The organism is Wenzhouxiangella sp. XN79A (assembly GCF_012272825.1).
GTDB lineage: Bacteria > Pseudomonadota > Gammaproteobacteria > Xanthomonadales > Wenzhouxiangellaceae.
On the sequence record NZ_JAAWWS010000163.1, the window covers coordinates 37,992 to 50,313 of the forward strand.

11 protein-coding genes are annotated in these 12,322 nt (G+C 67.2%); 4 read left to right on the forward strand and 7 right to left on the reverse strand.

The genetic code is table 11. The annotated features are described in order from the left end of the window. Positions 1–138: 138 nt before the first annotated feature. The 5 genes from HFP89_RS13985 to mvaD all read right to left on the reverse strand — a co-directional run bounded on the left by HFP89_RS13985 (position 139) and on the right by mvaD (position 6,292). Entirely contained in the window at positions 139–345 is a 207-nt protein-coding gene (locus tag HFP89_RS13985; RefSeq protein ID WP_168718290.1) for a hypothetical protein, read from the reverse strand. 1,002 nt (positions 346–1,347) lie between these two features. After that, positions 1,348–1,929 (reverse strand): isopentenyl-diphosphate Delta-isomerase, encoded by a 582-nt coding sequence (gene idi / locus HFP89_RS13990; protein ID WP_240956416.1) that lies wholly within the window; start codon positions 1,927–1,929, stop codon positions 1,348–1,350. Further along, the gene (locus tag HFP89_RS16390; protein WP_168718291.1) at positions 1,926–4,238 is read right to left on the reverse strand and encodes a hydroxymethylglutaryl-CoA reductase, degradative; all 2,313 of its coding nucleotides are present in this window, start codon (positions 4,236–4,238) and stop codon (positions 1,926–1,928) included. The genes idi and HFP89_RS16390 overlap by 4 nt, the downstream gene beginning before the upstream one ends. A gap of 3 nt (positions 4,239–4,241) precedes the next feature. Then, positions 4,242–5,285, reverse strand: coding sequence for a hypothetical protein (locus HFP89_RS16395; RefSeq protein WP_168718292.1), 1,044 nt, complete (start codon positions 5,283–5,285; stop codon positions 4,242–4,244). After that, positions 5,282–6,292 carry a diphosphomevalonate decarboxylase gene (gene mvaD / locus HFP89_RS14005; RefSeq protein ID WP_168718293.1) on the reverse strand — a complete coding sequence of 337 codons (1,011 nt, stop codon included), beginning with the start codon at positions 6,290–6,292 and terminating at the stop codon, positions 5,282–5,284. Before mvaD ends, HFP89_RS16395 begins: the two co-directional genes overlap by 4 nt. A 125-nt stretch (positions 6,293–6,417) precedes the next feature. Between mvaD and HFP89_RS14010 the strand changes: the two genes are divergently transcribed. The 4 genes from HFP89_RS14010 to HFP89_RS14025 all read left to right on the forward strand — a co-directional run bounded on the left by HFP89_RS14010 (position 6,418) and on the right by HFP89_RS14025 (position 10,311). Further along, entirely contained in the window at positions 6,418–7,290 is an 873-nt protein-coding gene (locus HFP89_RS14010) for a polyprenyl synthetase family protein (RefSeq protein WP_168718294.1), read from the forward strand. Between the two features lie 147 nt (positions 7,291–7,437). Next, the gene (locus tag HFP89_RS14015; RefSeq protein WP_168718295.1) at positions 7,438–8,139 is read left to right on the forward strand and encodes a response regulator transcription factor; all 702 of its coding nucleotides are present in this window, start codon (positions 7,438–7,440) and stop codon (positions 8,137–8,139) included. Between the two features lie 237 nt (positions 8,140–8,376). Beyond that, complete coding sequence (locus tag HFP89_RS14020) at positions 8,377–9,102, forward strand: PD40 domain-containing protein (RefSeq protein WP_168718296.1); 726 nt, start codon at positions 8,377–8,379, stop codon at positions 9,100–9,102. A 171-nt stretch (positions 9,103–9,273) separates the two neighbouring features. Further along, on the forward strand, positions 9,274–10,311 hold the full coding sequence (locus HFP89_RS14025; protein WP_168718297.1) for a transposase: 1,038 nt from the start codon (positions 9,274–9,276) through the stop codon (positions 10,309–10,311). 105 nt (positions 10,312–10,416) lie between these two features. Here HFP89_RS14025 and HFP89_RS14030 read toward each other — a convergent pair whose 3' ends face one another. Further along, positions 10,417–10,905, reverse strand: a complete 489-nt coding sequence (locus HFP89_RS14030) for an MBL fold metallo-hydrolase (protein WP_168718298.1) — start codon at positions 10,903–10,905, stop codon at positions 10,417–10,419. Between the two features lie 62 nt (positions 10,906–10,967). Continuing rightward, positions 10,968–12,221: an IS256 family transposase gene (locus HFP89_RS14035; RefSeq protein ID WP_168716478.1), complete on the reverse strand. Its 1,254-nt coding sequence runs from the start codon at positions 12,219–12,221 to the stop codon at positions 10,968–10,970. Between the last annotated feature and the right edge of the window lie 101 nt (positions 12,222–12,322).

Here is a 12,322-nt window from a genome sequence, read left to right on the forward strand (position 1 = left end):
CGCGCCCTTGCCTGGTCCTTGTCCGCACAGCGAATCGTCCTCGCTCGGAAATACAGCAGGGTATTCCGCTCGGTCGGAAAATCCCCTGTGCGAACAATTCCCGGCGCAATCATCGCGGCGATTCATGAACAATGCGGGCTAGAGACGCCAGTTCTCGCCGCGGAAGCCGATTTCCTTCCGGCCACGGAAGAAACGGCTTGCGGCCGTGGCGAAGCGGACGTAGTCGGCCCGTGCGCGCGGGTTGGGCAGCACCAGCCGTTCGGCATCGGTCAGCTCGGGCTGGCCAAGCGCGCCCGGCTCCAGTGCGCCAAGGGCGGTTCGTTCTTCCTGCGTGAGTCGCGTCATGGGTCGCTCCGGAGGGCCTCGACCAGATCCTGTTTTCCGAACAGTTCGAAATACTGCTCGATCAGTTCCCAGTCGAGGCGGTGATCCAGGCTCTTCGATGCCCGGGACCAGCAGTCGGATATCCAGCCAGTCCTGCTCGGCCCGGGAAGGGTCGTTGCTCATGGCCTGCACTTTCAGGCCGATGATGTCCTCCATGGTCGCCACGGGTACGCTGGGCCCGTGTTCGATCGACAATCGCTCCGCGCGCTCCAGCATCGCCAGGGCCGGCGCACGAAACGCGTGCAGCAGATCCACCGTCGCCCGCTGCACGCCCCGCATCGCCATCCCGAACCCGCCGATCAGCGCATAGCGAACCGACCGCTCATCGAGGCGTTGGCACAGATCCGGCAGGACGCGAAAAAACCGATCGATCAGCAGCTTGCAGCACGAAGTTCAGTCGATCTGCAATTCTACCCGGTGTCCTCCGCGACCGGCAGCCCCACCCGGAGGCCCGGCCGCGCCTCGAGCTCCATGCCGTCGACGACGACCAACCCGACCGCGAACGCAGGTCCGCCGCCGGCGGTCGCCCCGTTGGGCTTCGTTCCGGTCGGGTGCCCGTGGCCTTCGGAGAATGGGTGCTACGACGTGAAGGGGCGAAGGACACGAAGCAGGAACGGGAATGAAGGACGCAGCAGACGCTCCGATCCTGCTTGGCAAGGCGGTCATCACTGATCGCTCGGATCCTGGCATTCCCGGCGAAGCGGCGTGTGGACCCGGAATCTCGCGAAGCCGCTGACTGACAGGGGGCTCATGCGACGAAGATTCCGGTTTCGCCTTCGGCGCTCCGGAACGACCGTTGTTCTTCCCTTATCGTTGGTTTCCGTCTCTCTCCGCGCCCATCGCCCGTTGCGTCCATCCGTTGAAGGACGCAGGCACGAGTGGGCCATGCGGCAAATCAGGTAACGCTCAGAGCCACTGTGCCGGCGCGACGGCTGAGTGTCACCTCATTTGCCGCATGGCCCACTAGTTGCCGAACAAGGCCTCGACCCGATCCGCATAGGTCGTGCGCAGTTCCAGCCATTCCATCTTGAACCACGGCGTGAAGCGCTCGGGGTGGGCGGCGAGTTCGGCATCGAGGGCATCGGGTTCGATCCAGCGCCATTCGGCGATTTCGTCCGGGTGGACTTCGATCTTGCCGTGGGCGCGGCCGATGTAGACGTGGCAGTACTCGTGCTCGGCGCCGCGGTCTTCGAAATCGGCCTGGTAGATGAAGCTGTACAGGTGCTCGAGCTCGGATTCCAGGCCAAGTTCCTCGCGCATGCGGCGCGCGGTGGCGAACTCGAGGCTCTCGCCGCGCCGGGGGTGCGAGCAGCAGCTGTTGGACCAGTACAGCGGCCACAGCGGCTTGGCGTTGGCGCGGCGCTGCAGCAGCACCCGGCCCTGCGCGTCGAACAGGAACACCGAGAAGGCCCGGTGCAGGGTGCCGTGGCCGGTGTGGCAGTCGACCTTGTCGCGGTGGCCGATCTCGTTGTCGTTCTCGTCGACCAGGATCAGCGGCTCGTCGTCGAACGAGACCTGCTTGGCGGTCAGGCCGTTCATGGTCATGCGCCGCCTCCGGCCGGGTCGCTGCCACCGCCGTGGCCACCGATCGTCACGCCCAGGGCCTGGTAACCGGCGTTCTTCAGCGCCGTCTCGATCCGCGCCGGGGTCTCGCCGTCGGACGGACACAGCGCGATGATCGAGCCGCCGCCCCCGCCGCCGGTGAGCTTGGCGCCCAGCGCGCCTTCGCGGCGGGCGATCTGGATCATTTCCTCCAGCTCCCAGCTCGACACCTGCATGGCGTTGAGCAGGCCCTGGCAGACGTTCATCAACTCGCCGAGGGTCTCCAGTTCATGATTCGCCAGCGCGTCGACGCCGCGCAGGACCAGCGCGTCGATCTGATCGAAGATGCCCTCGTACAGCGCCGGATGCGCGTCGCGCGCCTTGCGGACCCGCGCCACGGTCGCGGCGGTCAGGCTCTCGATGCCGGAAATCCCGATGACCAGGTCGACCGGCTCCGGAATCGCGATTTCACGGCGCAGCGGCTCGTCGCCGGCGCGGAACAGGATCGCGCGACCGTAGGTCGACAGCGTGTTGTCGATGCCCGACGGCGTACCGTGGGCGATCTTCTCGCACTCGAAGGCAAGCTGATTGACCTGCTCGTCGTCCAGGCCCAGCTCGAAGCATCGGTCCAGTCCGCGGATGGTGGCCACGGCCAGCGCGGCCGAACCGCCCAGGCCCATCGCGCGCGGCACCTTCGGCACGATCTCGATGCGCATCGCCTGGTCCTGCAGGCCCAGCGATTCGAGAATCAGGTTCATCGACTTGTCGAAGGAGTGCTGCTTCTCGGCGCGGGTGTGCAGGCGCTGCTCCACGCCCCAGCGCGGGATCATCATCTGCACGCCGTCCCTGGCCTTTTCGACGTGGGCCTGGATGGCCAGCGGCACCGGCGCAGCCACGGCATGGCGGCCGTAGACCACGGCGTGTTCGCCGAGCAGGATGATCTTGCCGTGGCCTGCGGCCATCGGCGGGGCGACCACCGGGGCCGGTGCGTTCGGCGTTTCGCGCGAGCCGGATCCGACGGCGTGGACCTCGTCGGTGGCCAGCGAAGCGACCAGCTCGCGGGCCTTCCAGATCTTGATCTCGCCGGAGGCGATCAGCCGGTCGACAACGGTGTCGAAGACTTCCGGCGGCGCGCCGGCGGCGGCCACCACGCTGCGTGCATGCAGCGTCATGTGGCCCTGCTGGATGCCCTCGGTGACCAGCGCGCGGACCGCCGAGAAGTTCTGCGCCAGGCCGACCGCACCCATGACCTCGGCCAGCTCGCGTGCCGACTTCACGCCCAGCAGCCGCAGGTTCATGCCGACGGTCGGGTTGGACTGCAGCGGGCCGCCGACCGTGCCGACCTTCAGCGGGATTTCCAGCTGGCCGAGCAGCGCGCCGTCCTCGCCCTTGGTCCATTGGGTCAGCGAGGCATAGTGCGAGCCGCGCGCGGCCCAGGCGTGCGCGCCGGCCTCGATCGCCCGCCAGTCGTTGCCGGTGGCCAGCGCCACGGCGTCGATACCGTTCATGATGCCCTTGTTGTGGGTGGCCGCCCGGTACGGGTCGATCGAGGCGAATTCGTTGGCCAGGATGATGCCGTCGCGCACCTGCTCGCCGTCGAAGCCCTTGCCGGCCAGCGCGTCGAGCGGAATCCGCACCTTGGCCCGGACCATCGCGCGGTCGGTCAGGTTCGACAGGATGCGCAGGAAGACCTTGCCCTCGGCGATGTTCTCGACCAGCGAGGCCACGCCTTCGCACATGGTGTTGACCAGATTGGCGCCCATCGCGTCGCGGGTGTCGACCAGCAGGTGGACCACGACCATGTCGCCGCCCTGCCCCGAGGACGGCAGGATGTGGACTTCCAGGTCCTTGGCCCCGCCGCCGCGCGCGACCATGTTGGGGTGCAGGCTGTTGGCGAGATTGATGATCTCGTCCTTGCGCTGCAGCAGCGCGGCGCGGGCCCGCTGCGGGTGCGGCACATCCACGACCTGGATCTGGCCGATCAGGATCGGCTCGGTGCTCTCGACCTCGAAGCCGCCGCCGGCGCGCGCGACCTTGGCCGCCGAGCTCAGCGCGGCGACGATCGACGGCTCTTCGACGACCAGCGGCACGGCGTATTCGCGGCCGTTGATCAGGAAATTCAGGCCCAGCCCCACCGGCAGCCCCATCACGCCGATGACGTTCTCGATCATCTTGTCGGCCGAGTCCACGTTCAGCGTGTGCTCGCCGCTGACCAGGGCCTGGTAGTCCTGGTTCGACAACAGGCCCTGCTTGCGGACCGCGCGCACGCGCTCGGTGACCGACAGCTTGTAGAACTTCGGAATGCGTGCCACGGATCAGGCTCCTTCGGTGGGCTCGTCGCGCCCCTCGGCAACGCAGGCGCCGGACGCTTCGAGCCGCAATTCTACCGGACGGGCGCCCGCAGCCAAAGCCCGCTCGCCGAAGGCCGCCAGGCGCTCCGGATCGGTGGCCAGCGCGATGCCGAAATCCCCGCCGCCGGCGCCGCAGGTCTTGTAGGCCACGCCGCACCGGTCGGCCGCTTCGAGCAGCTGCCGGTGCCGCTCCGTGACGATCTCGGCGCCGATCGCGGCCTGCAGCTCGCGCAGCGCGTCGACCCCGTGGGTGGCTGCCTCGATCCAGGCCTCGGCCCGGCCGGCCTCCAGCGCCGAGCAGGTCGCGGCATTCATGCGCCCGACCCAGGCCGCGGCCGCTTCGGGCTGGCGCTGCCGCCAGGCGTCGAAGGCCGCGGCGAAGGCCGGCGTCGAGGCCGGACGCTCGACCCAGATCGGTGCGGCGTGCAGACCATCGGGCCAGGTCGCCGGCGTCGTCGCCAGGCGATCGCCGGCGGGCTGCACCCGCAGCAGACCGCCGCACAGGCTGGCCGCCAGGTCGGCGCCGCTGACCGGCCCGCCGATCGCGGCGCGGTAGTCGCGAAGCAGTTCGTCCAGACCCGGCTCCGACGCGCCGGCCCGTACGGCCAGTGCGGCATCCAGCGCGGCGCTGACCGCCGCGCTGGAACCCAGGCCCAGCTTGACCGGCGTGCCGGCGGCGTCCTGGTCGAACAGCTCCGCGGTGTCGATTTCGATCCGCAGCCCGGCGGCCGGCAGGCCATAGCGCGCCAGGCGCCGGGCCAGCAGCCGGCCGGTCAGGCCCAGCACCCGGTCAGGGTGGTCCGGGTCGAACACCAGCCCGTCGCCCGCCAGCCCCAGCTGCGGGGCAGCGATGTGCAGGTCTTCCGTATCGGTGGCCTCGACCAGGACCCGGGCGCGTCGATCGACGGCCATGACCAGCGCCGGGCCGCCGGCCAGCACCGCGTATTCGCCGAACAGCAGCAGCTTGCCCGGCGCGCTGGCCCGGACCCGGTCCGGACCGGCGGTCACGAGTCGATCACCTCGGCGCCCGGACCCAGGCCGCTTTCGACCACGTCGAGCACACCCGGCACGTCGGCCAGCGCATCGCGCACCGTCGGCAGCGCGACCGGCTCGCAGATCGCCTTGACCTGCGGCCCGGCATCGACGGTGAAGAACACCGGCACGCCGTCGGCGCGCAGCGCGCGGATACGGTGCAGGCACTCCATGGTCGTGGCATTGAAGTACAGCAGACCGGGCCGGGCCGACATCGCCAGCCCGTGCATGGCCAGCGCGCTGCCCTCGGCCACCTCGGCCAGCCGTTCGAAATCCTTGTCCGCGATGGCCGCGCGGGCCTCGGCCAGATCGGCCGGCTGGTGCTCGACCCAGGCCCGGTAGAACGGTGAAGTATCGGCCGTGCGCTGCATGCCCTCGGTCGAACCCACGGCCTTCTCGGCCCGGGTGCTGATGGCCACGGCCACCTGCAGCGGCCAGTGGCCGACCCCGGCCAGCGGCTCGGCGACGCTGTCGCGGCCGTCGTCGCGCTCGCCGCGGTGCATCTCGACGAAACCGCCGAAGATCGACCGGGCCGCCGAGCCGGAGCCGATCCGGGCCAGTTCCGACAAGGTCCGCGCGTCCCAGCCGGCGGCCAGCGCGGCGTTCACCGCCACGGTCAGCGCCGCGAAGCCCGAGGCCGACGAGGCCAGGCCGGCGGCGGTCGGGAAGTCGTTGGCCGTCTCGACCCGCGCGAAGGCCCGCATGCCGGCGCGCGCCCGCAGCAGGTCGAGAAAGGCGCTGATGCGCGGCGTGCGCGCAGGATCGGGGCGGCCGTCCAGCAGCAGTTCGTCGGCGTCCAGCGCCGGGTCGAAGCTCACCGTGGTCTCGGTGCAGAGCCGCTCCAGCGTCAGCGAGATCGAGCCGACGTCGGGCAGGTTCAGGGCCAGATCGCGCTTGCCCCAGTACTTGATCAGCGCGAAGTTCGCGCCGGCGCGGGCCGAAGCGCACCGGGGCGCATCGAGTTCGATCGGGGCCTTGGACATGCTCGGGACATGCTCGCTGGTTCAGCGTCGGACGGGGCCGGACATCGGGCGGAAGTGTAGCAGCGCGCGCCGGTCGGTCGTCGTACACTTCGGGTCCGCCCGCACCGCGCCGTTGTTGCCTACCCATGACCCCGCCCGACCGCAGCACCGCCTGGATCGACCGCGTCAACCGAGAGCTGGACGCCTGGCTGCCGACCGCAGACGCCCGCCCGGCCCCGCTGCACGCAGCCATGCGCTATGCCGTGTTCAACGGCGGCAAGCGGATCCGGCCGCAGCTGTGCTTTGCCGCAGGCCGCGTGCTGGGCCTGGACGACGACGAGGTCGCGCCGATCGCCGCGGCCATCGAGCTGGTCCACTGCTATTCGCTGGTCCACGATGACCTGCCGGCGATGGACGACGATGACCTGCGGCGCGGCCAGCCCACCGTGCACAAGGCCTGGGACGAGGCCACCGCCATCCTGGCCGGCGACGCGCTGCTGACCCTGGCCTTCGGTGGCCTGGCCCATGCCGGCCTGCCGCCGACCGTGATGGCCGGGCTGGCCGACGCGGCAGGCTCGGCCGGCATGGTCGGCGGGCAGTCGCTGGACCTGGCCTTCGAGCACCAGGCTCCCGACACCGAACTGCTCGAAGCCATGTTCCGAGGCAAGACCGGCGCACTGATCCGGGCCGCCGTCGAGCTGCCGGCCCGGCTGGGCCCGGCCGACCCGGCCCACCACGAGGCCCTGGCCGCCTTCGGCGACGCCATCGGCGTGGCCTTCCAGGTCGTCGACGACCTGCTCGATGTCGAAGGCACGACCGAGACCCTGGGCAAACCGGCCGGCTCGGACATCGAACAGGGCAAGGCCACCTGGCCCGGCCTGAACGGCGTCGAGGCCGCCCGGGCCCGCGCCGATGCGCTGCTTCAGCAGGCCCGCGAGGCGCTGGACGCCTTGCCGCCGGGGCCGTCGCGCGACGACCTGGCCGCGCTCGGCGCGCTGATCGTCCGCCGCTCGTTCTGACTGCGCCCGAGAATCATTCCCGCCTCGTGAAGGACTGTTGATTCGCCGTCCACACGCATCCAGTAGACTCGATTCACAAATGTGAATGACTCGCTTTCGGCGTCATTCCTGCCCCCTGCCCGAACCGATGCCCCGAGGTGCTCTGCAATGAGCGAAGAACAAGCCAATGCCACGATCCTGCTGGTCGAGGACCACGACGATCTCGCCGCCACCATCGGCGCCTTCCTGGAGGATTCCGGGTTTGCCATGGACTACGCGGCCGACGGGTCGATCGCGCTCAACCTGCTCGAAGACAACCACTACGACATGATCATCCTCGACCTGATGCTGCCCAAGGTCGACGGCATGAAGGTCTGCAAGAAACTGCGCGACCGCGGCGACTCGACGCCGATCCTGATGCTGACCGCGCGCGACCAGCTCGAAGACAAGCTCGAAGGCTTCGAGTCCGGCGCCGACGACTACCTGGTCAAGCCTTTCGACATGGAAGAGCTCTCGGCCCGCGTCAACGCCCTGATCCGTCGCGCCCGCGGTGAAGTCTCCGACGGCGCGATCAAGATCGGCGACCTGGTCTTCGACCCCCGCACGATGCGCGTGGAGCGCGACAACAAGCGCCTGAACCTGTCGCCGACCTCGATCCGCATCCTGCGCATCCTCATGCGCGAGTCCCCGCGCCTGGTCAGCCGCGAGCAGCTGGAGAACGAACTCTGGGGCGACATGCTGCCGGACTCCGACACGCTGCGTAGCCACATGTACAACCTGCGCAAGTCCATCGACCGCCCGTTCGAGACCAAGCTGCTGCACACGGTGCAGGGCATGGGCTTCAAGCTGGCGCATCCGGACGACGCGTGATCCGTTTCGTCGATCGCTACTGACTGAAAATGGCTCGGCACTGCCGGGCCATTTTTTTGCTGCCTGAACGATGAAATCGAGGATGCGTTCCGGACGGAAGCGCGACACGGCGGACCACGATCGAGTCGTCGCGATGCCCTCGTCGCGAATCGCCCCTCTCCGCCCTGCCCGGTTGACGTACCCTTTTCTACCGCCCCGGCACCGCCGGCGCCCCCTTGTTTCGACTGGATGGTTCCGATGACGAGAACGCTGTACCTTCTCACCGCGCTGCTTTTCGCCGGCGCGGCCCCTGCCCAACCCGCCGGCGAACGCTGGCTCCGCGACCCCGCGATCTCGCCCGACGGCCGCACGATCGCGTTCACCCACGGCGGCGACATCCACCGCGTACCGAGCACCGGCGGTACGGCCGTCGCGCTGACCCGCACCGACGCGGTGGAATCGAACCCGCGCTGGTCGCCGGACGGCAAGCGCATCGCCTACAGCAGCGACCGCAACGGCACGCTCGACGTCTACCTGCTGGACCTGGCCGACGGGAATGTCCGGCGGCTGACCTTCCACGAGGCCCATGACGTGGTGACCGGATTCACCGCCGACGGCGAGGCCGTGCTGTTCGAGAGCGTGCGCTACGACCCGCCCGGGCTGGCCGCCGACCCGCACCGCAGCCGGCCGGAGCTCTACGCCGTGCCGATCGACGGCGGCACGCCGCGCCAGGTCACGCCCATCGAGGCGCGCCAGGCCGCGGCGGATTCCAGCGGCAATCGCCTGCTCTACTCGGACTACAAGGGTGATCAGCCGTACCGCAAGCACGACGATTCGCCCTTCGCCCGCGACGTCTGGCTGCTGGACCTGGAGAATGGCCGCCACGAGCAACTGACCACCAACCGCTGGAACGATCACACGCCGGCCTGGAACCCGGACGGCACGAAAACACGTGGACACCCATGTTCTAGGAAATCTCTGTAGCGACTGGAAAACACGTGGACACCCATGTTCTAGGAAATCTCTGTAGCGACTGGAAAACACGTGGACACCCATGCCCTAGGAAATCTCTGTAGCGAAATTCGAGCAGATTTCCGATTTCCCCGCACAATTCCCCGAGGCAGACTGGAGTCGGATTGAAACCGGACTCCCCCAATGCCTATGCCCCGCTGCCGTCTCGTCTCGCTCGAAGCCACGCCGTATTACCACGTCATCAGTCGCTGCGTTCGGCGCCAGTTTCTTTGCGGCGTCGATCGAGAGTCTGGGCGAGATTTCACCCATCGTCGAGGTTGGATTCGCAAGCGAATCTTCAAATTGCAGGGGATCTTCGCTGTCGATATCTGTGCCTATGCGGTCATGAGCAACCACCTCCACCTGGTCGTACGCATGGACCAGGAGCGAGCAGCGAAATGGAGCGACGAGGAGGTCGCGGAGCGTTGGTTGCAGCTGTTTGGCGGGAATCCGCTGGTTCGCAGCTTCCTTTCCGGGTCCGAATCGCTCTCGAGGGCCCAGCAAGCGGTCGTCGACAAGGAGATCGACAAGTACCGCAACCGGCTGTTCGATCTGTCCTGGTTCATGCGCTGCCTCAACGAGCCGATTGCGCGCTGGGCCAATGCCGAGGACAACGTGACGGGTCGGTTCTGGGAAGGCCGGTTCAAGAGCCAGGCGTTGCTGGACGAAGCCGCGGTCATCGCTGCCATGACGTACGTCGACCTGAACCCCGTCCGCGCCGGCATGGCCGAGACGCCTGAAACTTCTGACTACACTTCGATCCAGCAACGGATCGTCGAGCAGGACGGCGCGCTGGCCAACCTGAAGAAGGACGACGAGACGGAGATCCCGAAGGACCTGCGCTGCGCTATCGGCCGACTGATGGCCTTTTCGGATCAGAACGCACCGGACTGCGCGGAATCGCTGCCCTACTCGCTCACCGACTACCTGGAGCTGGTCGACTGGTCGGGTCGCGCGATCGTTGCCGGGAAGCGGGGCAGCATATCGGAGACCCAGCCGCCGATTCTCGAGCGGCTGAAGATCGACCAGCGCCAGTTCCTGAAATTCGTGCGTCGTCACGACGCGCCCAGATTCCACGGCGCGATCGGCGCAGTCGAGAGCCTCCGCAGTGCCGCAGAGCAGCTGGGAAAGCGATTCCTGAAGGGCCAGAGCGCTGCAACGCGCGTGTTCGGCACCGGCTGATCCCTTCAGCGGCTGCCAACAAGCGTCTGGAGAAATCCGGACGTCTGACGTGCGAAATCCATGAGGGCATGCGCATTACCCGCCCTTGGTGAAGGATGAACGGTGTTAATCGGCGTTGTCAGCTTCGGCTGAGGTGGCGACATCAATCGTGTGAGCCAACAGCTCCGGACCGCCCGGCGCACCGTGGCTCGGCACGACGATGGTGGGCTCAACAAACCGCTCGTTAACGTTGCGGATTGCTTGCGCCCAGTTTTCGATTACCGCGTCTGCCGTATTTCCTAGCGAGAAAGACCGCCTTGGTCGAACAAGGCAGCCCCCGAAAAGGACCCGGGACTCCAATACATACACGACGAGATTATCCGTTGTGTGCCCGGGCCCAGGATAGAAAATCTCGAGTTCCGGCGGCAGCGCGGCGGTGGGGACAGCCGAGCCACCGGCGTCGAACTGCAGGTCGAATTCCGCCGGGACCAGTCCCCGAGTCGGAGCGAGTTGATTCGATTGCGCATGGGCGTAGGTCGCAATGCCCAAGCTTCGAAGCACGCCGACACCGCCCATCTTGTCGTCATGCGCGTGGGTGAACACCGCAGCGCTCACCGAACGCCCGAGCGTGCTTCGCGTCCAGTCGAGAGTTATTGTCAAATCTGGTGTACGAGCGATCAGGCAGCGGCGTGCTTTGGTTGATCAACGACCTGTTCTCCATCTCGGAACTCGACGTTATCGACGACCAGTCTCAGCAACTGGAAGCCCTTGATTCGTTTCCATCGACGCCCCGCGGATTGCAACAACTTGAACACCATGGCCAGCGTGGTGTCGCGTGAGCCACAGTTGCGCGACTTGCGAGTTCGCAACCGCACCGTCGCGAAGGTCGACTCGATCGGATTGGTGGTCCGCAGATGGACCCAGTGCTTGGCCGGGAAGTCGTAGAAGGCCAGCAGGTCGTCGCGATCTTTCTCGAGGCACATCATGGCCTTGGGGTACTTCGTGCCGAAGCGCGCCAGCGCACGATCGAAAGCCTGGTGGGCCGCCTCGCGGGTCTCGGCCAGATAGATGTCATGCAGCGCGGACTTGACCTTCGGCTGGACCGCTTTGGGCAACTTGTTGAGCACGTTGGCGATCTTGTGCACCCAGCATCGCTGGTGACGAGTATCCGGGAACGCCTTGTTCAGCGCTGCCCAGAAGCCCAGCGCACCATCGCCAATGGCGAGCTTGGGTGGTCGCTGTAGGCCCCGGCTGCGCAGGTCGGTCAACACCTCGTGCCAGCTGGCCTCGGACTCCCGATAGCCGTCTTCGACCGCCACCAGCTCCTTGCGGCCATGCTCGGTGACCCCGACGATCACAAGCAAGCACAGCTTGTCGTCCATCCGGACCCGGCTATAGACGCCGTCCGCCCACAGGTAGACGTAGTGCTTCTGGCTCAGATCCTGACGCCGCCACTGGACATGCTCTTCCAGCCAGCCCGCCTTCAGGCGCGCCACGGTGTTCGGCGACAGCCCCTTGGCCTGATCACCCACCAGTGCCTGCAGCGCTTCCTGGAAGTCACCGGTCGACACGCCACGCAGATAGAGCCACGGAATCAACTCGTCGAGGCTGCGTGCACGCTTGAGATACGGCGGCAGCAGGCTGGAGTTGAACTTGATCCCGGATCCGCTCCGGTCTCGCACCTTGGGCACCCGGACCTCGACGTCGCCGACGCCGGTCTGGATGGTGCGTTCGGGCAGATAACCGTTGCGCACCACCGCCCGACGCCCTTGGTCATCACATCGATGTTGATGGTGCTTGAGCATGGCCTCCAGCTCGGACTCTACGGCGGCCGCAATCAGTTCCCGCGCGCCCTGTCGAATCAGGCTGTGCAGGGGGTCCGAAAGATCAGAAACTGGCGGCTCTACCGCCGAAAGAGTAGACTGGTTCATGGCGTATCCTTTTCTGTTGGTTGTGATCTTGGTCGTGATCAACCAACAGGATACGCCACCCAATTTTCAGATCCCTCGTACACCAGAAATCACCATAACTC

Excerpts from the sequence above, each read along its gene's own strand:
- HFP89_RS14035 (WP_168716478.1), bottom strand. The coding sequence starts at position 12,221 with ATGAACCAGTCTACTCTTTCGGCGGTAGAGCCGCCAGTTTCTGATCTT.
- HFP89_RS14010 (WP_168718294.1), top strand. The coding sequence starts at position 6,418 with ATGACCCCGCCCGACCGCAGCACCGCCTGGATCGACCGCGTCAACCGA.
- HFP89_RS14020 (WP_168718296.1), top strand. The coding sequence starts at position 8,377 with ATGACGAGAACGCTGTACCTTCTCACCGCGCTGCTTTTCGCCGGCGCG.
- idi (WP_240956416.1), bottom strand. The coding sequence starts at position 1,929 with ATGACCATGAACGGCCTGACCGCCAAGCAGGTCTCGTTCGACGACGAG.
- HFP89_RS14025 (WP_168718297.1), top strand. The coding sequence starts at position 9,274 with ATGCCTATGCCCCGCTGCCGTCTCGTCTCGCTCGAAGCCACGCCGTAT.
- HFP89_RS14015 (WP_168718295.1), top strand. The coding sequence starts at position 7,438 with ATGAGCGAAGAACAAGCCAATGCCACGATCCTGCTGGTCGAGGACCAC.
- HFP89_RS13985 (WP_168718290.1), bottom strand. The coding sequence starts at position 345 with ATGACGCGACTCACGCAGGAAGAACGAACCGCCCTTGGCGCACTGGAG.
- mvaD (WP_168718293.1), bottom strand. The coding sequence starts at position 6,292 with ATGTCCAAGGCCCCGATCGAACTCGATGCGCCCCGGTGCGCTTCGGCC.